This window comes from Rickettsia massiliae MTU5 (assembly GCF_000016625.1).
In the GTDB taxonomy this organism is placed as follows: Bacteria; Pseudomonadota; Alphaproteobacteria; order Rickettsiales; family Rickettsiaceae; genus Rickettsia; species Rickettsia rickettsii.
In genome coordinates this window covers 48,288-73,070 of record NC_009900.1, presented here as the reverse complement: position 1 = coordinate 73,070, position 24,783 = coordinate 48,288, and the positions used below count along the sequence as shown (strand labels likewise).

Below are 24,783 nucleotides of genomic sequence, written 5' to 3'. Positions count from 1 at the left end.
AAAATTCTCCTATTTAAAAATATTTCTTACAGGCTTTAAAATAAGAATAACCTGTAATGATTGTTAAAAAAGCGGCAATCCATAAAATTATTTCCCCTACTATATCTAAATAAATAATTCCTGAACCTTTTGAGCCTAGTATCAATATCGATAAAGCAAACATTTGTAAAAACGTTTTTACCTTAGCGAGTCTCGATACAGGCATACTAACCTTTACTAGAGCTAAAAATTCCCGAAGACCGCTAACTAAAAATTCTCGTGCTAAAATTAATAAGCAAGGTATCTCATCTACATTATCTTTTTTTAGTAGCATGATAATAACGCAACCTACAAGTAGCTTATCTGCTATAGGGTCAAACATCTTGCCGAAACTTGTAACTAAATTATATTTTCTTGCAATATAACCGTCAAAAAAATCCGTAATACTAGCTAAAGCAAATAATAATGCCCCAAGTTTACGTGCAAGTGAATTATTTATATAAAATACCAGTATAATAACCGGAATTACCATTATTCGAGCAATAGTTAGATAATTAGGTAAATTTTTATCTATTCTCATTAATTAAATTTATTAATATAATATTGTTGAATGATGGATAGAATATTATTCCAAGACCAATATATTAAAAGTCCCACAGGAAAACTACTAAACATAAATAAAAAAATTAGCGGCATAAATTTCATTACTTGAGCTTGCATCGGATCCGCAGGTTCAGGACTCATTTTTTGCTGTAAGAACATAGTAATAGCCATTAAAATAGGCCATGCTCCAATCATTAAAAATGACGGCGGCGAGAACGGTAATAAGCCGAATAAATTAAAAATAGTAGTAGGGTCAGGTGCAGATAAGTCTTTAATCCAGCCATAAAACGGTGTTTGCCGCATTTCAATAGTTACATACAATACTTTATAGATGGAGAAAAATACCGGAATTTGAACAAGTATAGGTAAACAACCAGCTACCGGATTTACTTTTTCTTTTTTATATAAAGCCATAATTTCTTGATTTAAACGTGCTTTATCATCACTGTATAAATTTTTTATCCTATCGATTTCCGGCTGTAAATTTTTCATTTTTTTCATCGAACGATAAGACTTATTAGCTAAAGTAAACATTAATAGCTTAATTATAACCGTAACAATTAATATACTAACACCGAAATTACCGACATAGCCATAGAAAAAATTCATGGCGTAGAAAACCGGTTTGGTAATTATATAGAACCAGCCGAAATCAATAGCTCTATCAAATAATTTAATATCATATTGCTTTTCATATTTATCAAGCAAGTCTACTTTTTTTGCTCCGGCAAAAATTCTGCTTTTAATTGAAAAATTTTCGCCGGGCTTTATTATTTGTACCGGTGAAATAAAATCTACCTGATATCTTTCAGTCCCTTGCTTAAGAGCATAATTAAAATTCGAGCTGTAATTACTTGATTTATCCGGAATCAAGGAAGATAACCAATATTTATCGGTAATTCCTATCCAGTCAACCTTACTTGCTGCAAATTTTTCACTTTTCTTATCTTTAATATCATCATAAGAATATTCTTTAAGATTCTCGTCTATACACCCGATAGGTCCTTGATGTAATATATTCACCGCTTTCTCTACGGCAATATATTTACGATTTATTAAACCGTAAGATTGCACAGGAAGTTCTTTATCACTATAATTAACGATGGTTTGCTCTATAGTAAATAAATAGTTTTCATCGACAGTAATAGTAACTAAAAATTTAACTCCGTCTTCATTAACCCAAAATAAATGAACAGGTTTTTCAGGGCTTAATATTTCACTATCACTATTCCATATAGTATCGTTGTTAGGGAGTTTTACACTAGATAAATTACTCACTAAACCAATTTCAGCAAAATATGCATTTTCTGTATTAGACGGTGAAAATAATCTCACTTCAGGACTATTTTTAGATAAATCTTGTTTATATTTCTTTAATATTAAATCATCAAATCTAAGTCCTTTTAATGAAATAGAACCGGTGAGTGATTCAGATTCTATTTTAATACGCTGTATTTGACTTTCTTCTTGAACAACAATACCAGTTGCAGGTTCGACTAAAGCTTTTAACTGTTGTTTCTTTAAATTTTCTGCTTTCTGCACTGCTATTTGCTGTTGCTGTTTTTTTTGTTCAGGTTTTACAACAAAATACTGCCAACCGAAAATTATACTTAAAGACAGTATAATAGCGGCTACTAAATTAATTATATTATTATTCATTCCTAGGTCTTAAATTTTAATATTTTTAAAGCTTAAAGTTTTAAAGCATTTAGAGAAAATAATCAAGTAGTATATATACTTCTTTGCTTTCAAAAGTAGTGAATATCCAAGATGAAAGACGACTTCCATCTTGGATACAAATGCAATTTATTTTTTTACTACTTTTCATTTTACTTCGGATATATTATACCACTCCTACATTCTGAAATATTTTTAATTTAAATTCAGGAAGTATAGAAATGAAATGTTCAGAAATATTGTCCTGTATATTTTCATAACCTACTAAATTTACTTCTTTAACAAAGATATATATTTCTATAGGCAACCCATTAATCGTAGGTTCAAGCTGTCTTACTAGAAAAGTAAACCCTTCGGTATAAACTGCCGGATTATTTTTTAGATATTCCTGAATATATAATTTGAATAGTTTAATGTTGGTTAAATCTTTCTCTTCTTTATCAAGAGTGATTTTATCTATTACATCCTTTGATATATAAGGAGATTTTTTTAGTGCTTTTAAAATAGTAGCATCACAGAAGTTAATAGTTGCCATATTAATATTAAATACTCTCTTTACCCTTCTTGCTCCTGATTCACTAATTCCTCTATAATTAGTTATGTTAGAATTTAAAATGCTGTAAGTAGGAACTGTGGCAATAGATTGGTCAAAATTCCTAATTGTTACTACGGAAATAGTAATTTTTTCAACTGTTCCTTCAATTTCGCCTATACGTACCCAGTCTCCAATATTAATAATTTCTTGAGTAGTTAGTTGCAAGCTTGCAAGTAATCCTAAAACGGTATCTTTGAAAACAAATGTTAAAAGAGCTGTGGCTGCACCTAAGCTTGTTAAGAATGTACTAAGCGAAATATTTAATATATATGAAATAGTTACCATTGCTGCAATAACTATGACAATAATTTTTAATATTTGAAAATATAAGCTAAGCGGTGCATTTTTTGTAACGGCTTTGATTCTATTGTGATACAGATCTGCAAAAGCATCTATAAGCGTTAATAATAACATCGTCACAGATATACCAGTATATAAGATTACTATAGTATCTTCGATTCCCAGTAATACATGTGCTTTAAAAGAAGTATGATGAAAAATATTTCCCCAACATATAAAGTAAAGCGCTAATAAAGTATGTAATAAATAACGAAATATAGGATATTTTTTTATCCTTTCATAATCATCATAGTGATGTTTAGTTAAATAATTTTTTACAGGAATAAAAATTAATCTTTTAATTAGAAATATCACCGGTATAAGAGATACTAACATAACAAACAATAATACTAACTCAGTACTTGAGGTATGATATAGATCCATTAAATATTGCATATTTTACCTATCATTACTATTATAAATATAAATCTTTTTTATTATTACTAAGAATTTTATTTTTATCAATAATTTTAACTCAAAAGAATTTGGTATTGCTAAGCAAATATAGATACTGTCATTGCGAAGCCACGAAGCAGCTACGGCAACCCATAAAAATAATAAAAAACTGAATTACCTCGTCAATTACTTACATAATTTTCCGTAACTCAGACGTTAAATGAATTAAATAACTTATTTATCTATGACATTTCCTAATATCAATCCAATTATTTTCTCTATAGGTCCACTTGCTATCTCTTGGTATTCTCTTTCATATGTAATAGGAATTTTGCTAGGCTGGTTCTATGCAAATAAAATTATAGAAAAATTTAAGCCTCAAATTACCAAAAAAAATCTAGAAGATTTCATTACTTATGCCGTTATAAGCATAATAGTCGGAGGCAGACTAGGGTTTGTTTTATTATATAACCCTTCTAGATATTTTTCAAATCCAATAGATATCTTAAAAACTTATGAAGGCGGGATGTCTTTCCATGGCGGAGCTTTAGGGGTGATTATTGCTGCTTATTTGTTTTGCCGAAAATATAAAATTAATTTTTTAAGTCTCACGGATATAATAGCCCCTGTAGTACCTATCGGATTATTTTTAGGTAGAATCGCTAATTTTATTAACGGCGAATTATACGGACGTATTACAAATTCTTCTTTTGGTATGATTTTTCCGAATAGCGATTTGATGCCAAGACATCCTAGTCAATTATATGAAGCTTTTTTTGAAGGTTTAGTATTATTTAGTATCTTAGCATATGCAACATTTAAGCACAAAACTCTTAAAAAGTGCGGTTTAAACTTAGGAATATTTTTAACATTTTACGGTCTTTTCCGAATCACTATCGAAATATTTAGAGAACCCGACATACAAATCGGGTTTATTTTAGATAGCTTAACTATGGGACAAATTTTATCTGTACCTATGTTACTTTTAGGAAGTTATTTAATATGTCAATCGAATCCAAAATAAGACAATTAATTGATCAAAACGGTTATATTACTTGCGATGTCCTCATGCAGGAGGTATTAAACTTAAATCCTACTTCCTATTATAAGCAAGTAAAATCATTGGCTAGCGAAGGTGACTTTGTTACGGCTCCTGAAATTTCACAGCTATTCGGTGAAATTATCGGCTTATGGTGTATCAGAGAGTGGCAAAGAATTGGCTGCCCAAAAAGTCTTAGTTTAGTAGAGCTTGGTCCTGGTCGAGGTCTATTAATGCGTGATTTACTACGTACTGCAAAATTAGTACCGGAATTTTATAAAGCTTTATCAATTGCACTAATAGAAATTAATAAAAATTTTATTGCTCATCAAAAGGCTAATTTACAAGATATTAATTTACCGATTAGTCATCAATCATTTGTAGAAGATATACCACAAAAACCTACTATAATAATAGCTAACGAATTCTTTGATGCTATACCGATAAAGCAATATATTAAAGTCAAGGAATTATGGTATGAAAGAATATTTGTAGTGCAGCCGGTAGACGAAAGAATTAAATACGATAAAATAAGCATTAATAAGCAATTACAAGAATATCTGCTGCGTACTCATATTGAAGCAAAAGACGGGGCAGTACTTGAAGAATCTTATAAATCGATAGAAATTATAAAATTTATAGCGCAGCATCTAAAAAGACTAAGCGGCAGTGGCTTAATAATAGATTACGGCTATGATATAGCTCCGAATGGTAGAACTAGATATCAATATAATCAAACATTACAAGCGGTTAAAAACCATAAATATTGCCCCATCCTTGAAAATCTTGGAGAAGCTGATTTATCGGCACATGTGGATTTTTATACATTAAAGACGGTAGCTAAAAACAGCAAAATAAACGTAATAGATACAATATCGCAACGAGATTTTTTAATAGAAAACGGAATCTTATTACGCAAACAAACATTGCAAGACAAGCTTAATGATAGACATCTTTCCAAATTCGCTTATAGAGAGGAATTTAAAGGAGACACGAAACGCAGCACCGCAGCGTGCACTTTAGTACGTGAGGATGCGAGTATCGGATCGACGTATAAATTACCTCTAGAAGTAGAGTTTGGAAAGATGTCTGAGCAGGCACAAATAATAGAAAGACAGGTAGAAAGACTAATATCACCGAAACAAATGGGAGAATTATTTAAAGTATTACAAATTATGAATTAATTTAGGTTTTGTGGACATTTCAGCATGGCTTCAAATTCTTTTATACGCTCTTCGGTTTTTCCTGTAAGACACATAAGCAGTATCATTGGATATACGGAACCGCCATAAACCCCAAAACTTTGAAATTCACAATCAGCATCTCAGTACTTAATCCATAAATTTTGGGATTTTTTAAGTAAATTAACTTGTTCTTGTTTGTCTGAAATATGTTTTAATATTTCTTGGTATATTTGATTTAGTTTCTTATCAACTTTCTTATATTCTGCAGCGACACAATAATTCATGTCACCTTGTGTCATGGTATTATTACAAATTTTATCATTTGTAAAAATAATTAATTAAGAATCACACACCGTGACGTTCTGCAATTAAACTTTTTATTTTACCGATAGCTTTAGCAGGATTTAAGCCTTTCGGGCAGGTCTTAGTACAGTTCATAATCGTATGACAACGATAAAGCTTAAATGGGTCTTCTAAAGCTTCAAGACGTTCACCGGTATTATCATCCCTTGAATCGGCAATCCATCTATATGCTTGTAGTAAAATCGCAGGACCCAAATATTTATCACCGTTCCACCAATAGCTAGGACAAGAAGTAGAACAGCAAGCACATAATATACACTCATATAAACCGTCAAGCTTTTCTCGGTCTTTAATCGACTGTAACCTTTCAGAGTTTGAAGGGGTAGGGCTATCGGTTTTGAGCCAAGGTTCTATAGATTCGTATTGTGCATAAAAATGCGACATATCAGGTACTAAATCTTTCACTACTTTCATATGAGGAAGCGGATAGATTTTGATATCGCCTGATATATCTTCTATTGGTTTTATGCATGCTAAAGTATTTGTACCGTCAATATTCATTGCACAACTACCGCAAATTCCTTCCCGACAAGAACGCCTAAAAGTTAAAGTAGAATCGATTTCATTTTTGATTTTAATTAAAGCATCTAAAACCATCGGTCCGGTTTTGCTTAAATCTATCTCAAAACTATCGATAGTAGGATTCTCATCAAGATCAGGGTCATACCTATAAATTTTTATCTTTTTAGGTTTAAGCATTTCCTCTTGTTCTTTATGCTCTCTACCTTTTTTTACTACTGAATTTGGCGGTAACCTTAACTCTGCCATTTAAGTACTCTCTTAAAATTTGTTTTTAGAACTATACAAAATAATTAGCTAATTCACAATCTTTCATACCTGTTACGTGGATGACATTAATGTCTCTAGGTTGCCATGCTACTTACAGTTACTCACAAGGTATTGCCAGCGTGGATACCGATGTCATTCCCGCAGAAGCAGGAATCCAGAAAAATTAGTATTAACAAAATAAACCTAAAAAAACAAGTTTTTTGTAGGTTTTACTGGATTCCCGCTTCTGCGGGAATGACATCAAGAGCATTTACTGGTCCATGCAACAATGCCTACTCACAATGACGATATTTATAGTTAGCAATCCATATACGAAGATCAACTTTAAAATTGGCTACGTCGTTTTACAAGTACTGCGGTACTCACGTATTAAGTATACGCTGTGTTCCTCGTCTTGTGAACTCCTGGCTCTTTTTGAAGTTGATCTTCGTATATTCCATTATCCATTAAACTGCTCTTATTGAGTCATATATATTTGCTATTATTTGTGGAATTACTGAATTGCCTATAACCCTTTAATCCATCTGCAACATAATGATCTTGAGGGAAACCCATTAAATATTTACATTCATTGATTGTTAGTCTTCTTATCTTATCATTTATATAATAAAGATCGGTTCTAGCACCGACACCGCCACCAAAAGCTGATAAAGTGAATGACCGAAAGGGCTGTAAATCCTTTCACCTTGACCGCCTTTATTAACTTGACCAATCCTAATTGGCTTTAATTGCTTTTCAACCAGTGTTTTATCTAAAATAACATTATCTCTATTAATATATAAGTTTTTATCAACATCCTGTTCTAAAATATCATTAAGAAAAATCCTTTCATAAGACTCTTCCGGTTTTACATATTTGAGTGTATATTCACTGCTAAAATCTTTTCGTAAACAAACAAAATAAACTCTTTCTCTTTGTTTGCAGTACTCCGTACTCCACAAATAATGCAGCATTTAACACATTTCTATATACTTTATAGCCAATCTCATCTAACTTTAGTCTATAGTTTCAATTACGCTGCCATTATTAATATTCAGAATATTTTTAACATTCTCAAGTAATAATATATAGGGTTTGTGATATTGTGCTATTCTGATTATTTTATACAAGAGTCTACATCTCCTATACCAAGCCTCTTACCTGAAATACTAAAAGATTAGCAAGGAAAACCGGCACATAAAATATCATGTTTAGGGATTTTGGTTTCTGATATTTTCGTAATATCACCGTATGGCTTATCACCGAAATTTCTTTTATATGCTTCTTGTACGTCTTTGTCTATATCAGAAGAAAACACACATTCAAGACCCTTTATTTCCAAGGCTTTTCTAAAACCACCGATACCACAAAATAAATCTATAAATTATACTACTAAACTTAGGAAGCGGAATTTTCTTTTTTAGCTTTAGTTGTTTTTGTTTTCTCAGGTGCTTTTTCTTTATCTATTTTTATAGTAGATGAATCATTAAAAGGAAATTTATTCTCCTCTTCTGAATCTAAAGCTCTACCACTAAGTAAATTTTTAATTTGCTGACCGGACAATGTCTCATATTCAATTAAAGCATTTGCTAAGGTATGAAGTTGATCTATATGTTTTGTTAAAATATCTTTTGCAAATTCATATCCTTGCGTAATAATTCTTTTAACTTCAGCATCAATTAATTCTGCAGTAGCTTCCGAGGTTTCATTATTAGGTTGTCTACCATACATATCGTCACCACTTGAACCGTGAAATATCGGTCCTATTAAATCACTTAAACCTGCTTTTGTAACCATCGCTCTTGCAATATTAGTTGCACCTTTTATATCCGACGAAGCTCCTGAGGTAACCTTATTTCTACCGAAAATAATTTCTTCCGCTACTCTTCCTGCCATATAAACTGCTATAGATGATTCCATCTGTTCACGATTCTGAGAATATTCATCAGTTTCAGGAAGTCTTTGCACCATCCCAAGAGCATTACCACGCGGTATAATCGTGGCCTTATGAATAGGTGATGCTGCAGGACAATAAAGTCCTACTAATGCATGTCCGCCTTCATGATATGCAGTCAACCTTTTTTCTTTCTCCGACATTGCAATAGAGCGACGTGCCACTCCCATCAGCACCTTATCTTTTGCCTCTTCCATGTCGTGCATATCTACTTCTTTCTTACCAAGCCTTGCAGCAATAAGAGCAGCTTCATTAACTAAGTTAGCAAGTTCAGCACCGGAAAAACCCGGGGTACCGCGAGCAATAATTCGTGCTAGTACCGTACTATTATATTTAATTTTCTTTAAATGTACTTTTAGAATTTGCTCACGACCGTTTATATCAGGGTTTGCAACGGCAATTTGACGATCAAACCTACCGGGACGCAGTAATGCACGATCAAGAACGTCAGGACGGTTTGTAGCTGCAATGATCACAACTCCCTCGTTTGCTTCAAATCCATCCATTTCGACTAACATTTGGTTTAAGGTTTGCTCACGTTCATCATTACCGCCACCCATACCGATACCTCTATGGCGACCTACCGCATCAATTTCATCGATAAAGATAATACAAGGAGCATTACGTTTACCCTGTTCAAACATGTCACGCACACGGCTTGCACCGACACCTACAAACATTTCAACAAAATCAGAGCCGGATATGCTAAAAAACGGAACATTAGCCTCACCTGCAATTGCTTTAGCAAGAAGTGTCTTACCGGTTCCGGGAGGACCTATAAGTAAGCAGCCTTTCGGTATTTTACCGCCAAGCTTTTGGAACTTGCTTGGATCTCTTAAAAAATCTACTATTTCAGTTAATTCTTCTTTTGCTTCATCTATACCTGCTACATCTTTAAAGGTAATTTTTGGTCCTTTATCTGATAGCAACCTAGCTTTAGATTTTCCAAACCCCATGGCTTTCCCGCCTCCATGCATTTGACGCATGAAAAAAACCCAAACACCTATCAATAAAAGCATAGGAAACCAAGAAATTAAAAAGCCTAAAAAGGTATTCATTCTTGTTTCAAGAGGCACTACTTCAATATTAACGTCATTGCTAGTAAGACGATTTACTAAATCAGGATAATCAGGAGCATAAGTGTTAAAAGTAGAGCCGTCATTTGAAGTGCCTTCAATTACTCTACCCTGAATTTTTACCGCATTAACGGTCTTTTCATCAACTCGTGTTAAAAAATCCGAGAAAGTTATATTATTTCTTCCACCAAGTAAACCGTCAGATTGGAACACATTAAAAAGTAATATTATAAAAACAAAAAGTGCTGCCCAAGCTAAAATACTTCTACCTTGATTATTCATCGATATAAAACCTAATAAAAATTTTTATTGGTATAAGAGGTCTATAAATAAATTTTAATTAGTAGTTAAAATTTATTTACAGATAACCTCTTAAATACCGGTGTTAGCAAAAATGGGTGAAACGAGATACAAAATTTGGAGCAAAAGATACTTCAAAGTTCCACATGTCATTATCATAATATGATATATGTGGTATTGCTATAACTTTTTCAAGTATTTTAATGATAGGTAAGGTCAATAAAACTGCATTGTGGTTTTTGCAGGATAGATTTTTCAAAGGTTCTAAATCTAATTGTTTCTTTATTATTTTATAATCTTCTAACGATAGATGAGTTACAAAACAATTTGGAGTTTCTTGATTTTTTGTGATACAAAATCTATTATCCCAAATAACGGATTTATCTAGTAATATTTTACTCTCAGGTAATTTTTTGCCGAATTCCCTGTATATAAGTAACTCGTTTTGTATACGCTTAATTATACAGCCATGAAGTGTATTCTTAAAGTTTACGTCTTGAGTAATTAATTTCAAAATAGGTTCTACCGAATAAAAACGAGCTGCTCTAGATTGTCCACTAATTATTATCAGTAAAAAATTAATTATTTGTACTTTCACCTCATTTGAAAACTTATCAAATTTAACTAAATCAAGAAAAGCAAAGCCATATTCAAAAATCTTGACCGCTTCAGCTATCGCCGATATTAATTCAGGCTTCAACTCGTTTTCTATAAGTTTGTTGGTTTTAAGTTGTTGTGAAATTATTGCGGCTTTAGACATCGTTCCAAACTTCGCTTCTAGAGATAAAATTGATCCACGCAATAATGCCTCCTCACCTACGCTTGTGTACGCTGCGGTGCTGCGTTCCGTGTCTCCTTTAAATTCCTCTCTATAAGCTGGTTTGGAACGATGTCTAATATAATCTGCACCTTTAGCTAATTTTTGCCTAATAACATTTCGTCTATATTTATCAGATGAATTTGACTCATCTTCAAACCATTTTATATTATGACTGACTAAATATTCTACTAATTCACTTTTTGGAATATTATATAGCGGTCTAATTATTTGTATATTATTATACCAATTGATATTACTGCTACTAAGTCCAAATATACCGCTATTACGCTCTAATCTTAAACAAAAATTTTCTACGTAATCATCTTCATGGTGAGCAGTTAAAAGTACTAATATATCGAGTTCTAGACATAGATTTGTCATCAAATCATAGCGTCCTTCTCTTGCTCTTTCTTGTAAATTGGAAAAATTATTTTGATGGTCAAAAGATAAACTATAATGCTTGCGATTTAGACTATTACTGATATTTTGGATATAATGGGTCTCTTGCTTCGACTGTTCCCGTAAGTTATGATCAACCGATATAACAAATAATTCTATATTATTTTTTTCTGCCCAAATATTAGCAAGATAAAGAAGTGCTACCGAATCGCTCCCACCAGATACTGCAATCGATATTTTAGATAAGCCAAAATTACCTATTAGATTATTGATATTATACTCAAATTTTTCATATAGCATGGTTGAAAAATGTTAGTATTGTAAAGTGTTTGGATATTGAAACGTAGTAGTATATCATTTCCGCGTAGGCGGGACATTGTTGCATGGCTCTTATGTCATTCCTGCGAAAGCAGGAATCCAGAAAAAAAGTATAAATACAGCAAACTTTTGAAATTAAAAGCTCGATTTATCTCGCTTTATGCTGGATTCCCGCCTACGCGGGAATGACATCGAGCAAGTTTCTCAATCCATACAACAATGCTCTGCTTTTGCAATGGTAACAAAAAACCACACAATTAGATGATAAAGAAAATTTATGCTGACTCAGCTAAATCTTCCGAAGTTTCAGTCTTTTGTTCGCGTAAATAATCTTGTGCTTCTGATTCTGATCTTGCAACAATAACCATAACTATAGCATTAAGCTCTGCATGGAGTCTTATTTCAACTGTATAAATTCCGGTAGATTTAATTTGTTTATCAAGAATAATATTTGAATGAGAAATATTATAAGATACATTTTCAGATAATTTATCGGCTATTTCTTTATTAGTAACCGAACCGAAAAGTTTACCGTCATCTGATGTTTGACGGATAAAAACTAATTTTTGATCTTTAATAAGAGCATTAATTTTTTCTACTTCTTCTCTTATTTGCTTATCTTTTGCTTCAAATTCGTGTTTTTGTTTAACTATTAGCTCTTTATTAGGCTCAGTAGCTCTAATAGCTAATTTTTGCGGTAAAAGATAATTACGACCAAACCCGTCTGCTACTTTGAGTATGTCGCCAATTTTTCCTAATTTTCTTACGGGTTTTATTAATATAATTTCCATGTATTATGCCTTTATTTAGCTTGAAATACAAAAGGTAATAACGCTAAAATTCTTGCAATTTTAACAGCATTATTTAGCTTTCTTTGTTTCTTTGCACAAACATTTGTGATCCTGCTTGGTAACATTCTACCGCCTTCAGAGACAAATTTTATTAAAAGCTCAGGATTTTTATAATCAATAACAGGTGCATGAGGCACAGAAAGAGGGCATCCTTTACGTCTTCTAAAAAATACTTTTTTAGCAGTTTTATCTCCTACCTTGCGAGCAGCTGTTTCACTAGCATTATTACTTTTTAACATTCTTTAACCTTAATTCTTACAAATTTAATTATTAATCGTTACGTCAATTACCGGAGTATTCTCTGTACTCTGATTTTTTAATATCGGTGAAGGTTCACTACTAATTGAATCTGCTTGAATTGTAAGAAATCTAATGATATTTTCATTAAGCTTCATTTTTCTTTCTAGCTCTTCTTTTACATTACCAGTAATATCTAGACCTAAAAAATAATAATGTCCTTTTTTGTTATTACCGATTTTGTAAGCTAAAGTTCTTACCCCCCAATATTCTTTTTTGATGATAGTGCCATTATTATCTTTAATAATTTTAGCAAAATCATTAACGATTTTATCTATATCGTTTAATGATACGTCTTGGCGTATAATAAAAACTGATTCATAAAAGCTCATGATATATAAGAATCTCCAACAAACAAACTTTAAAATAAAGCTATTTATAGCAACTAAAACTATTAAATTCAAGTATTATCTTTACAAAATTATTATTTCTTTGTTTCTTTTTATAAAAAGTTTGCTATAAACCCTAATAAATTAGAAAATTATTACAAAAATTTTTAATTATTTACTAAATATTGATGAAGATTAATTCAGTGTTTGATAAGCTATTACCTGAAGTTTTAATTATAGAAGAAAAAAATAAAAAAAGTGTTAATATTTCTTTTAAGTAATGATATAGAAGAGAGCAGGATTTAATATAATGAGGGCTTCAACTCTAGAAAAAGCATTAACTTATTTTTTTAGTCAGCCGCTTGCTATCATGATTATTAGTGCAGAATTACAAGAAAATCCTTTAATAACAATAAATAACGTTAGAAAAATTAATAAATTTTCTAAAACGCCTATAATATAGGTACTTTAATTGAGACGTTCCAAGTCAGCTGTACAAGATAATATTATTAAATTTAAGAATCTAAATATTGAAAAAGTATACAAAGACGGACTGAATATTCGTCTAGGTCCTACTGAGTTTAAAATTTTACGACTTTTTTTCAGGTTCCAAATGAAGTATTTTCGCGTCAAGAAATAATAAAATATTTATGGGAAAGTGAAGAGATCTTTAATGAACGTCTCATAGATGTTCATATAAATAGGATTAGAGAGGCCTTAGGGAAAGACAATTTAATTATTACAACCGTTCGTTTTATCGGTTATTGTCTAAATAAGGATAACTAGAATTTTATTATCAAAATTTTCTTTGTATTTATGCATTAAGTATGTTATTAATGTCCATTAATATTTATGTATAATAAATATAATTAAGATTTTATTCGTTGCCGATTTATATATTTTATAACTAAAAACTGTAAATTTTATGTTAAGTAAACTAAATAAGCCCGCTTTATTTGCTTTAATATTTTATCCTATTTTTATTATATCTCTTATAGTTAAATATTCGTTTGATTATGGAATAGGGCTAACTGAAGTTATTTTTATAATTGCTAGTTATTATATTAATAATATTACCGTTGGGATCGGTTTGCATAGGTTATGGTCTCATAATGCTTATAAAATAAATAAATATGCCGAGTTTGTCTTAATTATGCTGTCTGCAGGGACATTACAAGGACCAGCTTTATCTTGGGCATCGAATCATTATAAACATCATAGATATACGGATCAAGACCAAGATCCGCATACTCCTTTAAAATTTGATAATAAATTTTTAGGCTTTATGTGGTCTCATATAGGATGGATGCTAGTCGGAAGCGGTAGCTATAAGTCTATTGATCGCATTACTTGGGCTAAGCACGGGAAAAACAATTTATTAAAATGGCAGCTAAAATATTATTGGCAAATAGCAGCTTTTATGAATATTGTCGTGCCTTTATTTATCGGTTACTTAGTCGGCGGTACTATACAATCGGCATATGCAGGATTTTTATTTATGGGGCTCGGTAGATTCCTACAGCAACAAGCAACCTTCTGCGTTAATTCTTTATGCCACTTTGCCGGTAGTAAAAAATATTACAAAGGCACTGCCGGAGATATTTGGTGGATGGCATTATTCTTACTCGGTGAAAATTGGCATAATTACCATCATGCTTTTCCTTCAGATTATCGTAACGGTGCAAAATGGTATCATTTTGACGTTCACAAATGGATAATATTTTTAATGAGTAAAATCGGTTTAGCTTCAGAACTTGAACGTACTGCAAAAGTACGTATACAGGCAAAAATGCAAGAAACTTTAAGCTATCTTAGTGAAAAACAAAAGCAAAAATTGACTTTAATGCAAACTAAAATAGATCATTTATTAGAAAATCTATGCTTAAAAATTAAAGAGCTTGAAGAATCATCTATTACTATTAAAGAACAATTTAAAAAATCTTTTGTAGAAATACAAGAATCACTTAAAAATTTAGCGGAGCAAGTAAGTTCTACAACGCAAATAACAGAAAAACCTTCGGAAAAACTATTAAAAATAGTTAATAACAAAATTATTGATGCCGAACAATCTATTTATAAGCTGTATAATCAATTAAATACCTTAAAGGTATCTAATTAGGCATTATTAAATAAAGATAGATATCGTGATTGCAAGCGGGTGTTGGTGTTGTCGCATGGATCCTGTTATGTCATTCCCGCTTACGCGGGAATGACATCGGTATCCACGTGGGCAACACCTTCTCACAATGACGCAAACTATCATTTTTTACTTAACAACGCCTCTAATTAGTTTCAATTTGAATGATAAAAATTTTAGGTATAGAATCAAGCTGTGATGATACAGCTGTTTCTATAATCACCGAAAATCGAGAAATCTTATCTAATATAATCATTTCACAAAATACAGAACATACAGTTTTTGGAGGGGTAGTACCTGAAATTGCTGCACGTTCTCACTTATCACATCTAGATAAAGCATTAAAAAATGTTTTAAAAGAAAGCAACACTAAATTAACGGACATTAGTACAATTGCCGCAACTTCCGGTCCAGGTTTAATCGGCAGTGTTATAGTTGGCTCAATGTTTGCAAGATCGCTAAGCAGTGCTTTAAAAAAACCCTTTATTGCAATTAATCATTTAGAAGGTCATGCCTTAACCGCAAGACTAACCGATAATATTCCTTATCCTTATTTACTCTTGTTAGCTTCGGGCGGACATTGCCAATTTGTAGCAGTTTTAGGCCTCGGAAAATATAAAATACTAGGATCTACTATAGATGATGCCGTAGGCGAAGCCTTTGACAAGGTAGCCAAAATGCTAAACTTAGCTTTTCCCGGAGGACCTGAAATTGAGAAAAGAGCAACACTTGGCGATCCTAATAAATATAAATTTCCAAAACCTATAATTAACAGCGGTAATTGCAATATGTCCTTTTCAGGGCTTAAAACTGCCGTGCGTACTTTAATAATGAATTTAAAGGAAATTAATGACACTGTAATCAATGATATAGCGGCAAGTTTTCAATTTACTATAGGAGAAATTCTAAGTAGTAAGGTACAAGATGCTATTAGAGCATATGAACAAATAACAAATAATTTTGATAAGAAGAATATAGTTATTGCCGGCGGTGTCGCTGCTAATAAATATTTACAAGAAATATTAAGTAGTTGTGCTAAAACATATGGTTATCGGCTTATTTATCCACCTATCCACTTATGCACCGATAATGCTGCAATGATTGCATATGCAGGACTTGAGCGTTACAATAATAAGTTATTTACTCCTTTGAATTTCTGTCCAAAAGCTAGGTGGAGTTTAGAGGATATTAGTAATTAAAATTTATTTACTGATATCCTCTAAGAAGAAATATAATTTTTTAATATTGACACTTCTTAATTTAGTAGTATGATATGTAATTACCATGTTTCATGGTAATTACATATATAAAAAAAGAGGTAAGTTTATGAGTAATAGCAATTATGAAAACATATACAAAGCATTTAATTGTTTTTCAGAAGCAGCCAATTCTGCCTATTCAGCCGCAAATACTTTTTTAGAACTACCTAATGTATTTAATAAATATCCTACTGTTATTTCTTTAATTTTTTCTAAAACAGCAAAATTAGACTCTAATATAACCAATATAATTAAAAACGGTGTTATTATATATGAGATATCAACAACCTTAATAGGGGCCGTAAATACTTTTTATAAAGATAAAAAACTAGTCGATAAAATATTAAAAGACGGACAGAATGCTATTGATAAGCTTATTGAAACAACAACCTATTTATCGCCAATAGTTACAGATATTACAAATTCTTACTTAGTTGATCCGTATAAAGAAGAAAAAGCACTATTATTTGACTTACAAATTCCTAACTCTACTAGTAGTGATTATTATAAATTATCAGGTACTGAAAGTATAACATTAGCTGAAATTGAATGTTATTAATACTAATTAATAGAATTTTTTATTACTTTTTCTAGATGACCATACTCCTTTTAGTTGTGGTCTTATTGCATTGCTCGTTTTGTGTCATTCCCGCGAAAGCGGGAATGATATCAAACGCGTTTTTTGAGCCATGCAACAAATCTTTTAATAGCCCGCAATGACAAAATCAATAATTATTAGACAGTGCCTTTAACAAGAATAGTGGATTATGCGATAATGCGTTATTCGGAAAAAATTAATCAACTCATTGTTACCTTCAATTCTTTATTATCCTTTGCATTTATTTTAACCGTTTTACCGCTACTTATTTCGCCTGCTAAAATCATTTTGGCTAAATTATTTTGTATTTCCCGCTGGATAAGGCGTTTTAAGGGTCTTGCTCCAAAGCTTGGATCATAACCTTTTTCGGCTAAATAATTTAAGACAGATTCATCAAATTCAAGAATAATATTTTGTGCTAGTAAAATTTTCCTTAAGCTTTCAAGCTGTATCTTAACTATATCATGAATATTATTACGATTTAGGCGATGGAATAATATAATCTCGTCTAGTCTGTTTAAAAACTCAGGTTTAAATACTGCTTTTACATATTCCATAACCTCATCCTTTACTTTATATGTATCTTCGTCCTCTTTCTGATTAACGAGTATCTCAGCACCTAAATTAGACGTTAAAACTATTATAGTATTCTTAAAATCAACCGTTATACCTTGACTATCTGTTAATCTTCCCTCATCAAGTATTTGCAGCATAATATTAAATATGTCGGGATGGGCTTTTTCAACCTCATCAAATAATATTACCTGATAAGGACGGCGTCTTACTGCCTCCGTCAACACCCCGCCTTGATCATATCCGATATAGCCGGGAGGAGCTCCTATCAGGCGAGAAATAGCGTGCTTCTCCATATATTCCGACATATCTATACGAAGTATTGCATTACGGTCATCAAAAAGAAAACCAGCTAAGGCTTTGGTAAGCTCGGTTTTACCGACTCCGGTCGGTCCTAAGAATAAGAACGAACCAAGCGGGCGGTTAATATCTTGAATCCCTGCACGTGATCTTCTTACCGCATCACTAACACCTTTAATTGCCTCATCCTGCCCTATTACCGATTCTCGTAATTTCTGCTCCATCACAAGCAGACGCTCACGTTCACTTGATAGCATCGTATCAATTGGAATACCAGTAATACGTGAGATAATACTTGCTATATCGCTTTCCGATACAATTTCTTTTAACAGCCCTTTATTATCCATACTTTCGGCTTCCTGAATCTTTTTCATAATCTCAGGTATAATTCCGTATTTTAGCTCACTAGCTTTAGCGAGATTAGCATCACGTTCAGCACGTTCAAGCTCGTTTCGGCTACGGTCTAGTTCTTCTTTGAGCTTTTGTGTTTGCTGTAGTTTAGACTTTTCAGCTTGCCATTTAGCTCCCATATCATAGGATTTAGACTCTAATTTTTCTAATTCTGTAGTTAAATGCTCTATTTTCTTTTTAGAATGCTCGTCATTTTCTTTTTTAAGTGCTGCAAGCTCTATTTTTATCTGAATAATACGACGGTCCAGCTCATCAAGCTCTTCTGGTTTACTTGATAGCTCTATTTTCATACGGCTACAAGCTTCATCAATCAAATCAATAGCTTTATCAGGTAAATAACGATCGGTAATATAACGGTTTGATAACATCGCTGCTGCAACTATTGCACTATCGGAAATTCGCACTGCATGATGCAGCTCATATTTTTCTTTAATTCCTCTAAGTATTGATATAGTATCCTCAACCGTCGGCTCACTCACGTAAACAGGCTGAAAACGACGAGCAAGTGCCACATCTTTCTCGATATATTTACGATATTCCTCTAGAGTAGTAGCACCGATACAATGCAGCTCACCACGAGCAAGCATCGGCTTTAGTAAATTCGAGGCATCCATAGCACCGTCGGTTTTTCCCGTACCGACTAATAGATGCAATTCATCGATAAATAAAATAATTTCACCGCTTGATTCTTTGATTTCGCTAAGCACTGCTTTAAGACGCTCTTCAAATTCGCCTCGATATTTAGCTCCCGCTATTAAAGCTCCCATATCCAGCTCAATAATACGGCAATTAATAAGCGATTCAGGTACGTCCTTACTAAATATTCGTTGTGCAAGCCCCTCTATTATAGCAGTTTTACCGACTCCAGGTTCACCGATCAATACAGGATTATTTTTCATACGTCGTGATAGTACCTGCACCGTTCTTCTTATTTCTTCATCACGCCCGATTATCGGGTCAAGCTTACCGCTTTCGGCAAACTCTGTTACGTCTCTGCCGTATTTCTTTAGAGCATCGTAACTATTTTCTGCCGATTCGGTATCTGCTTTTTTGCCTTTACGAAGCTGTAAAATAGCTGCTGCTATTTTTTTATTATTAATTCCATTATTCGTTAAAATTTTACCGGCTATAGTATTATCATAAGTTAATGCTTCAAATATACGCTCTATGGTTACAAAGTTATCCCCACTGTCTTTAGCAATGCGACTAGCTTTTTCTAAAACTTTAAGAGCTTCAGCAGAAGAATAAACTTGCCCCCCTCCCTCAACCTGAATTTTTGGGATTTTATTTAGTTCTAGCTGAACTTGATCTTTTAATAAGTTTATATTACCGCCGGTATTATTAATAAGGGTTTGAATTATACCTGTTTCTTCACTTAAAAGACTAGATAATAAATGCAAAGGTAATATTTGCTGATGATCATTTTTAGCAGCAAGTGATTGGCTACTAGCTATCACTGATTTAGCATGTGCAGTAAATTTATCAATATTCATATAAATAACATATTTTAATTAATAAAGTTAAATATTTTTAACTAGACTATTTTTATATAATAATTTTTAATTAAAATAACAAGAGATGCACAACTACATATAGAATTTTATAATGCTTTCATCATTAAGAAAACAATTTGATAACGATAAGGGGTTTTTATTAAATCATACAAAAGAATTTTTACACACCCGGAGTAGGCGTTCCTTTAGAAACACATAGAGCTAAAATTGAAGGGCAAAACGGTGAAACTCCAATATTAATACGTGACGGTCGTAACAATCCATGAAAAAATTGTTTTAGGCACTAAAGCTTTTGAAATGTAATATTTAAATGCTATCAGAGGAGCGATAGACATAGCAAAGGGCGAAAATAAACCTGAGCTTGTGCTGAAATTAAATAAAGAAGCAATAAAATTTATTAATAGTTTTAATGCTTTGAATATGGAAAAATCACAAGAAAATATCTCAAAAAATATGCAAGCTGAAATTGACAGTGTTGCTGAATTGCTAGGAAAAAATGGTATTAAAAATGCTCATAAAAAATTAAATGTTGCTAAAGATTTTCAAAATTTCAATGATGAGCATTGTAATATAATAACTTTGTCAAAAGTCATCAATGATGAGGGAAAAGAGCATATTGTAGTCGAAGTGGAAGTAGCTTTTAAAGGCTTGACAGAAGAACAAAAGCAAGAATATCAAAATAGAGACGGTAAAAACTGGTATAATGTAATGCCTGATGGGAGAGGAAGCTTGTTGATCAGTATACTGATACAATTTAAAACGGTAGGCATGTTATCCCAACCCAGTGACGACAAATTGTTGGCATGAAAAACGCCTTTGAGAAAATTGAGGCAATAACCGACAAAGACGGTAAAAATTTTGAAACATTGCTTACATCTAAACATGCAGGTACATTAGCCTCGATTTCAAATGATATAGATTCTAGACAAAAAATTACCGACTTAAATGCACGCAAGCCCAAGAATGGCTTGAAGACGGCGTTACTCTTCATACTAATACATTAAACTCAGGTCCTATAGGAGAGCTGGCAATGATCCCACAATTGTTGATCAGACAAAAAAATCTATGGAAAATGTCGGTGGGAAAAATACTAATACTCCTTTTAATTTATTTAGGCTTATAGGAGTAACAAATAACTTTGCAGGAGTGAGTGATACTTTAAACAAAATAGCAGAAAATTTACCGACTGAAAAAGGAATTGATGAATTAAAAGCACATATTAAACCTAGAAGCAAATTTGAACGTTTTTTTAGGATAAATAAACCTAAAGGAAATGCAGCAGAAATAATTAACAATGCAAATTTAACGGATCAGGAAAAAGAAATATTAAAAAAACTGTAACATTAAGAAAAAATATTGAGCAAGCAGATATTCCTTTTAGAGTATCCTTCGAGACAAAACTTCCTTTTATATCTTTTGATAAAGAAAATATTAATCTAAATATATCAGATGTCTTAAGTAATTTAACAGCGAAAATAAGACAAAATAAACAAGAAACTAAAACCACTAGTTTAATAAATTTACCTCAGGAAGAAATATTAACAATGTGTGCTAGCGGTAAAGATAGAGAAGGGCTTAATGAACATAATAAAATATCTCAAGCAGTATCAAAAATATACCGGTATAAAAAAAGAAAACAGACATCGATAAACAATCACTTAAAAACTGTCATATTGCTCAGCAAGCAGGTAGTATTTATGCAGGCGGTGCAACAATAGGTTGTTACGGCACTAAAAAAGAAAATAAAAGAGTCATTCCAAAAAGTAGAAAAGAAACACTTGCTGCTATAATGGCATTAACTGCTAAAACTAATAAAATTGAAGACAAAAAAAGATGGATAAAAAGATAGATGCAGAATATGAAAAAATCACCCTAGAGAATCTATCGCAATACGCAGTGATAGGAAAGTTGTTAAACCGTTAACTAAATCGGTGTCACAGCTTAAACCAAGTATAACCCCACCGATTAAATTTAATAAAAGTCAAAATATAGGTATGGAGAAATAATGTCAGAACTTGCAATTGTAACAGGCGGTACTAGAGGAATAGGTAAAGCTACCGCTTTAGAATTAAAAAATAAGGGTCTTACGGTAGTTGCTAATTTTTTCAGCAATTACGACGCTGCTAAAGGAATGGAAGAAAAATACGGTATAAAAACCAAATGCTGGAATGTTGCGGATTTTGAAGAATGTAGAAAAGCAGTAAAGGAAATTGAAGAGGAGTTTAAAAAACCGGTAAGTATTCTTGTAAATAATGCCGGTATTACCAAAGATAAAATGCTATATAGCATGAGTCATCAAGATTGGAATGAGATTAACGTTAATCTCAATTCTTGCTTTAATATGTCTAGTAGCGTAATGGAGCAGATGCGAAACCAAGATTACGGTCGTATAGTAAATATCAGTTCAATTAATGCTTAAGCAGGGCAAGGTTGGGCAGACTAATTACTCTGCTGCTAAAGCTGGAATTATCGGCTTTACTAAGGCCCTTGCTCGTGAAACTGCTTCTAAAAATATCACCATTAACTGTATAGCTCCAGGGTATATTGCAACCGAAATGGTAGGAGCAGTACCCGAAGACGTGCTTGTTAAAATCGTTAATAGTATCCCCAAAAAAAGACTAGGACAGCCGGAAGAAATAGCTAGAGCCGTGGCATTTTTAGTTGATGAAAATGCCGGATTTATAATAACAGGTGAGACTATTTCTATCAACGGCGGCCATAATATGATTTAAACAATTAACTAATAATAGATTAGAATATGAAAGAGATCGTAAACCAATTAATCTCTAAAGGAAGAGAACTTTTAAGTAAAAATGAATATAAAGAAGCACTTAATATATTTTTACCTTAATTAAACAATATAAAGGTTTTCTACATATCTATTATTATGAAGGCATCATTTACTTGTGTTGGGGAGAGTATTATAATAATGTTGAACAAACAGACCTTTACCTTAAGGCAGTAGCTTCATTACGACAAGCAGCTCTATATACATCTAAACCTAAAGATACTGATTTTTATTAGGAAAAGCTTTTTATAAAGCAGGCAAATTAAGCAAAGCTGGTACTGTACTTAACAAATATATAATATCTTGTCCAGAGAATGAAGAAGAATTTCAGGAAATTCTCAGTCAAATAATTCTAGAACTTAATAAAACTACTAATTCACCGATGTTATCGAGAGATAGTAGTCAATTATCGTTTAATAATAAAGATTCGCATGATATAATAGAAGTGAGTCAAACATTAAATGCATTAATAAGCATAATAGCTAAACATGACCACGATATAGCTCGACATGCGCAAGCAATTGCAGACATAAAAAAATGTTACAATCTGCAAATGTTAGGTATACTGCAGATATAAACAACCAAATTAAAGAATTGAAAGTCATTAACCCTAAATTAGAAGAATATTATAATAGTATGGCTTTACACAATGTATGTATTGCTGCTAGTGCTGTATAAGTAGCGGCCTAGTAGTTCCCTGATGCATGGGCATTTGGAACGTGTGAGTGCCTCTTCTCTTATAAAATGGGTTTGTTATCTTGGCGACATAGCAGCGTCCGGTTTTTTAAATTCTATTGCCACTGCTCTAATAGCAGTTCTGCACATGATGCCGGTGATAATATGTTTAACTCTAAGGAAGAAAAAAAGCTAGTAGATGTACTTACTAAATTTTGTAAAATGATTAATAAACAATCTGATATAACCATACCTGTAGGACAAGATCTACAGAGATTAGCTTTACTTTTTGCTAATTTAAGGAGTATAGAAATCAAAAAAAATAATGAGACAGATTTCAGTAATTTCTTTACGACTAAATTGCCAATGCAAAATAAATTTTTTCGTTATGATACCAATAATACCAAAGAAATGAATAGTAATCCTATGGAAAAATTAGCGTTTCAAGATGCTATTTCTTTGATTAGTTATATGTATCCATCATGCAGAGGATATATTAAAGAGTTCTAAATCGTTGTTAACTCAAATTTTAACTACTACAAAAGAAGGATTAAGCACATCATCATGGGATGATATAACGAAAACTACTCCCGGCAATGTAGAATACGATTTATGGCAAATGGAAAAGCAAGTACCTGAATCTGAAATAATCACTGAGAAAGCAAAAAGCGGACAGCTGCGAAGTATAAAGATATCTTGCTTTTCGGTTGATTGCTCAAAGCCATTTTTGAAAAAAATAGCGATTTCTTCAACCGGCATCAGAAGAAGAGTTGAAGATTTTCTTAATCAAAAATATTTTGCTGATAAATTTACTGAAGAAAAACAAGGTTGTTTTGTCTTATTCTTAACATATAAAATATTTAGATATGGTAATAAGGTATGTCTCGAATATTTTAGCGAGCAACAGCCGGAGCTAATTACAAAAATTTTTGATGATTATCCTCATTTATTTTTTAGGAGAGAGGCAATTAAAATATGTATTAAAAATGAAGATGGTAGACAAAAAGCATTAGATGCAATAAAGTTAAAATCGTCAGATAAATTTTTTAAAGATTGCTTTGATACAGTATTCCCTAAGGTAGATGTTGTTGTAAACCTCATATTTGAAGAAGAACCTAAACCGAAGCACGTACCCTACTAATGAGCCTGAGCTTGTATTTAACTTAGAGCTCATACCTTTAAATATAGACGAAAATGATGATGTACTACCAACAGGTAATGTAGAAAATAACCACTAAATT

25 protein-coding genes and 4 pseudogenes are annotated in these 24,783 nt (G+C 32.1%); 14 read left to right on the top strand and 15 right to left on the bottom strand.

Annotated features, from left to right (window positions below):
• Positions 1-13: 13 nt before the first annotated feature.
• From pgsA to RMA_RS00425, 3 genes are all read right to left on the bottom strand, one after another.
• Positions 14-559 (bottom strand): CDP-diacylglycerol--glycerol-3-phosphate 3-phosphatidyltransferase, encoded by a 546-nt coding sequence (pgsA, locus tag RMA_RS00435; protein WP_012152372.1) that lies wholly within the window; start codon positions 557-559, stop codon positions 14-16.
• Positions 559-2,241 carry a membrane protein insertase YidC gene (gene yidC, locus RMA_RS00430; RefSeq protein WP_012152371.1) on the bottom strand — a complete coding sequence of 561 codons (1,683 nt, stop codon included), beginning with the start codon at positions 2,239-2,241 and terminating at the stop codon, positions 559-561. Before yidC ends, pgsA begins: the two co-directional genes overlap by 1 nt.
• A gap of 184 nt (positions 2,242-2,425) precedes the next feature.
• Positions 2,426-3,589, bottom strand: a complete 1,164-nt coding sequence (locus RMA_RS00425; protein WP_012152370.1) for a mechanosensitive ion channel family protein — start codon at positions 3,587-3,589, stop codon at positions 2,426-2,428.
• Between the two features lie 244 nt (positions 3,590-3,833).
• On the opposite strand from RMA_RS00425, the gene lgt reads away from it, so the two are divergent.
• Both lgt and RMA_RS00415 read left to right on the top strand, forming a co-directional pair.
• Positions 3,834-4,613, top strand: coding sequence for a prolipoprotein diacylglyceryl transferase (gene lgt / locus RMA_RS00420; RefSeq protein WP_014365122.1), 780 nt, complete (start codon positions 3,834-3,836; stop codon positions 4,611-4,613).
• Positions 4,592-5,812 (top strand): class I SAM-dependent methyltransferase, encoded by a 1,221-nt coding sequence (locus tag RMA_RS00415; RefSeq protein WP_041404466.1) that lies wholly within the window; start codon positions 4,592-4,594, stop codon positions 5,810-5,812. The genes lgt and RMA_RS00415 overlap by 22 nt, the downstream gene beginning before the upstream one ends.
• Here the strand turns inward: RMA_RS00415 and RMA_RS11855 are convergent.
• The 11 genes and pseudogenes from RMA_RS11855 to rpsF form a co-directional block, all read right to left on the bottom strand.
• A pseudogene (locus tag RMA_RS11855) lies at positions 5,809-6,096 on the bottom strand (lysozyme inhibitor LprI family protein). The gene RMA_RS00415 and the pseudogene RMA_RS11855 sit on opposite strands and share 4 nt — an antisense overlap.
• Before the next feature lie 61 nt (positions 6,097-6,157).
• The gene (locus RMA_RS00405) at positions 6,158-6,943 is read right to left on the bottom strand and encodes a succinate dehydrogenase iron-sulfur subunit (protein WP_012152367.1); all 786 of its coding nucleotides are present in this window, start codon (positions 6,941-6,943) and stop codon (positions 6,158-6,160) included.
• A gap of 486 nt (positions 6,944-7,429) precedes the next feature.
• Positions 7,430-7,519, bottom strand: a complete 90-nt coding sequence (locus RMA_RS10425; RefSeq protein ID WP_238375496.1) for a hypothetical protein — start codon at positions 7,517-7,519, stop codon at positions 7,430-7,432.
• 44 nt (positions 7,520-7,563) lie between these two features.
• Positions 7,564-7,917, bottom strand: a complete 354-nt coding sequence (locus RMA_RS00400; protein WP_049749335.1) for a DNA methyltransferase — start codon at positions 7,915-7,917, stop codon at positions 7,564-7,566.
• A gap of 42 nt (positions 7,918-7,959) precedes the next feature.
• Positions 7,960-8,073 (bottom strand): DNA cytosine methyltransferase, encoded by a 114-nt coding sequence (locus tag RMA_RS11615; protein ID WP_081427847.1) that lies wholly within the window; start codon positions 8,071-8,073, stop codon positions 7,960-7,962.
• 50 nt (positions 8,074-8,123) lie between these two features.
• Positions 8,124-8,285: pseudogene (locus RMA_RS11610) on the bottom strand (DNA cytosine methyltransferase); the annotation flags it as partial.
• A gap of 56 nt (positions 8,286-8,341) precedes the next feature.
• On the bottom strand, positions 8,342-10,255 hold the full coding sequence (ftsH, locus tag RMA_RS00390; RefSeq protein WP_041404465.1) for an ATP-dependent zinc metalloprotease FtsH: 1,914 nt from the start codon (positions 10,253-10,255) through the stop codon (positions 8,342-8,344).
• A 103-nt stretch (positions 10,256-10,358) separates the two neighbouring features.
• The gene (tilS, locus tag RMA_RS00385) at positions 10,359-11,792 is read right to left on the bottom strand and encodes a tRNA lysidine(34) synthetase TilS (RefSeq protein ID WP_012152365.1); all 1,434 of its coding nucleotides are present in this window, start codon (positions 11,790-11,792) and stop codon (positions 10,359-10,361) included.
• Positions 11,793-12,085: 293 nt separating this feature from the next.
• Complete coding sequence (gene rplI / locus RMA_RS00380; protein WP_012152364.1) at positions 12,086-12,601, bottom strand: 50S ribosomal protein L9; 516 nt, start codon at positions 12,599-12,601, stop codon at positions 12,086-12,088.
• An 11-nt stretch (positions 12,602-12,612) separates the two neighbouring features.
• Positions 12,613-12,900 carry a 30S ribosomal protein S18 gene (gene rpsR / locus RMA_RS00375; RefSeq protein ID WP_012152363.1) on the bottom strand — a complete coding sequence of 96 codons (288 nt, stop codon included), beginning with the start codon at positions 12,898-12,900 and terminating at the stop codon, positions 12,613-12,615.
• 24 nt (positions 12,901-12,924) lie between these two features.
• Entirely contained in the window at positions 12,925-13,290 is a 366-nt protein-coding gene (gene rpsF, locus RMA_RS00370) for a 30S ribosomal protein S6 (RefSeq protein ID WP_041404464.1), read from the bottom strand.
• A 307-nt stretch (positions 13,291-13,597) separates the two neighbouring features.
• Here rpsF and RMA_RS09705 point away from each other — a divergent pair, with 307 nt between their 5' ends.
• The 5 genes from RMA_RS09705 (at position 13,598) to RMA_RS00350 (ending at position 17,242) form a co-directional block, all read left to right on the top strand.
• Positions 13,598-13,750 (top strand): hypothetical protein, encoded by a 153-nt coding sequence (locus RMA_RS09705; protein ID WP_156405194.1) that lies wholly within the window; start codon positions 13,598-13,600, stop codon positions 13,748-13,750.
• A 173-nt stretch (positions 13,751-13,923) separates the two neighbouring features.
• Positions 13,924-14,073, top strand: a complete 150-nt coding sequence (locus RMA_RS10415; RefSeq protein ID WP_337998668.1) for a helix-turn-helix domain-containing protein — start codon at positions 13,924-13,926, stop codon at positions 14,071-14,073.
• Positions 14,074-14,212: 139 nt separating this feature from the next.
• Entirely contained in the window at positions 14,213-15,406 is a 1,194-nt protein-coding gene (locus RMA_RS00360) for an acyl-CoA desaturase (RefSeq protein ID WP_012152361.1), read from the top strand.
• Between the two features lie 182 nt (positions 15,407-15,588).
• Positions 15,589-16,623 carry a tRNA (adenosine(37)-N6)-threonylcarbamoyltransferase complex transferase subunit TsaD gene (tsaD, locus tag RMA_RS00355; protein WP_012152360.1) on the top strand — a complete coding sequence of 345 codons (1,035 nt, stop codon included), beginning with the start codon at positions 15,589-15,591 and terminating at the stop codon, positions 16,621-16,623.
• Positions 16,624-16,750: 127 nt separating this feature from the next.
• Positions 16,751-17,242: a DUF5424 family protein gene (locus RMA_RS00350; protein ID WP_041404927.1), complete on the top strand. Its 492-nt coding sequence runs from the start codon at positions 16,751-16,753 to the stop codon at positions 17,240-17,242.
• 239 nt (positions 17,243-17,481) lie between these two features.
• Here RMA_RS00350 and clpB read toward each other — a convergent pair whose 3' ends face one another.
• Positions 17,482-20,058 (bottom strand): ATP-dependent chaperone ClpB, encoded by a 2,577-nt coding sequence (gene clpB, locus RMA_RS00345; protein ID WP_041404463.1) that lies wholly within the window; start codon positions 20,056-20,058, stop codon positions 17,482-17,484.
• A gap of 384 nt (positions 20,059-20,442) precedes the next feature.
• Here clpB and RMA_RS10410 point away from each other — a divergent pair, with 384 nt between their 5' ends.
• From RMA_RS10410 to RMA_RS07505, 7 genes and pseudogenes are all read left to right on the top strand, one after another.
• Entirely contained in the window at positions 20,443-20,886 is a 444-nt protein-coding gene (locus tag RMA_RS10410) for a hypothetical protein (protein WP_238375495.1), read from the top strand.
• A 258-nt stretch (positions 20,887-21,144) separates the two neighbouring features.
• On the top strand, positions 21,145-21,420 hold the full coding sequence (locus tag RMA_RS10405) for a hypothetical protein (protein ID WP_041404462.1): 276 nt from the start codon (positions 21,145-21,147) through the stop codon (positions 21,418-21,420).
• 664 nt (positions 21,421-22,084) lie between these two features.
• Positions 22,085-22,811 (top strand): annotated as a pseudogene (locus tag RMA_RS00320) (SDR family oxidoreductase).
• A 438-nt stretch (positions 22,812-23,249) separates the two neighbouring features.
• The gene (locus RMA_RS07815; RefSeq protein ID WP_081427845.1) at positions 23,250-23,444 is read left to right on the top strand and encodes a hypothetical protein; all 195 of its coding nucleotides are present in this window, start codon (positions 23,250-23,252) and stop codon (positions 23,442-23,444) included.
• Positions 23,405-23,545, top strand: coding sequence for a hypothetical protein (locus tag RMA_RS09695; protein ID WP_187145917.1), 141 nt, complete (start codon positions 23,405-23,407; stop codon positions 23,543-23,545). The genes RMA_RS07815 and RMA_RS09695 overlap by 40 nt, the downstream gene beginning before the upstream one ends.
• Before the next feature lie 162 nt (positions 23,546-23,707).
• Complete coding sequence (locus RMA_RS00315) at positions 23,708-24,052, top strand: hypothetical protein (RefSeq protein ID WP_238375494.1); 345 nt, start codon at positions 23,708-23,710, stop codon at positions 24,050-24,052.
• Positions 24,053-24,249: 197 nt separating this feature from the next.
• A pseudogene (locus RMA_RS07505) lies at positions 24,250-24,780 on the top strand (hypothetical protein).
• Positions 24,781-24,783: the final 3 nt, after the last annotated feature.

Bases quoted from the DNA above. Each gene is read 5' to 3' on its own strand.
- RMA_RS00315 (WP_238375494.1), top strand. From the start codon at position 23,708: ATGTTTAACTCTAAGGAAGAAAAAAAGCTAGTAGATGTACTTACTAAA.
- RMA_RS00415 (WP_041404466.1), top strand. From the start codon at position 4,592: ATGTCAATCGAATCCAAAATAAGACAATTAATTGATCAAAACGGTTAT.
- tilS (WP_012152365.1), bottom strand. From the start codon at position 11,792: ATGCTATATGAAAAATTTGAGTATAATATCAATAATCTAATAGGTAAT.
- rpsF (WP_041404464.1), bottom strand. From the start codon at position 13,290: ATGAGCTTTTATGAATCAGTTTTTATTATACGCCAAGACGTATCATTA.
- lgt (WP_014365122.1), top strand. From the start codon at position 3,834: ATGACATTTCCTAATATCAATCCAATTATTTTCTCTATAGGTCCACTT.
- RMA_RS00405 (WP_012152367.1), bottom strand. From the start codon at position 6,943: ATGGCAGAGTTAAGGTTACCGCCAAATTCAGTAGTAAAAAAAGGTAGA.
- RMA_RS07815 (WP_081427845.1), top strand. From the start codon at position 23,250: ATGTTATCGAGAGATAGTAGTCAATTATCGTTTAATAATAAAGATTCG.
- rplI (WP_012152364.1), bottom strand. From the start codon at position 12,601: ATGGAAATTATATTAATAAAACCCGTAAGAAAATTAGGAAAAATTGGC.
- RMA_RS09695 (WP_187145917.1), top strand. From the start codon at position 23,405: ATGTTACAATCTGCAAATGTTAGGTATACTGCAGATATAAACAACCAA.
- ftsH (WP_041404465.1), bottom strand. From the start codon at position 10,255: ATGAATAATCAAGGTAGAAGTATTTTAGCTTGGGCAGCACTTTTTGTT.
- yidC (WP_012152371.1), bottom strand. From the start codon at position 2,241: ATGAATAATAATATAATTAATTTAGTAGCCGCTATTATACTGTCTTTA.
- pgsA (WP_012152372.1), bottom strand. From the start codon at position 559: ATGAGAATAGATAAAAATTTACCTAATTATCTAACTATTGCTCGAATA.
- RMA_RS10405 (WP_041404462.1), top strand. From the start codon at position 21,145: ATGGAAAATGTCGGTGGGAAAAATACTAATACTCCTTTTAATTTATTT.
- RMA_RS00425 (WP_012152370.1), bottom strand. From the start codon at position 3,589: ATGCAATATTTAATGGATCTATATCATACCTCAAGTACTGAGTTAGTA.
- RMA_RS10425 (WP_238375496.1), bottom strand. From the start codon at position 7,519: ATGGGTTTCCCTCAAGATCATTATGTTGCAGATGGATTAAAGGGTTAT.
- RMA_RS09705 (WP_156405194.1), top strand. From the start codon at position 13,598: ATGAGGGCTTCAACTCTAGAAAAAGCATTAACTTATTTTTTTAGTCAG.
- RMA_RS00360 (WP_012152361.1), top strand. From the start codon at position 14,213: ATGTTAAGTAAACTAAATAAGCCCGCTTTATTTGCTTTAATATTTTAT.
- rpsR (WP_012152363.1), bottom strand. From the start codon at position 12,900: ATGTTAAAAAGTAATAATGCTAGTGAAACAGCTGCTCGCAAGGTAGGA.
- clpB (WP_041404463.1), bottom strand. From the start codon at position 20,058: ATGAATATTGATAAATTTACTGCACATGCTAAATCAGTGATAGCTAGT.
- RMA_RS00350 (WP_041404927.1), top strand. From the start codon at position 16,751: ATGAGTAATAGCAATTATGAAAACATATACAAAGCATTTAATTGTTTT.
- tsaD (WP_012152360.1), top strand. From the start codon at position 15,589: ATGATAAAAATTTTAGGTATAGAATCAAGCTGTGATGATACAGCTGTT.
- RMA_RS00400 (WP_049749335.1), bottom strand. From the start codon at position 7,917: ATGCTGCATTATTTGTGGAGTACGGAGTACTGCAAACAAAGAGAAAGA.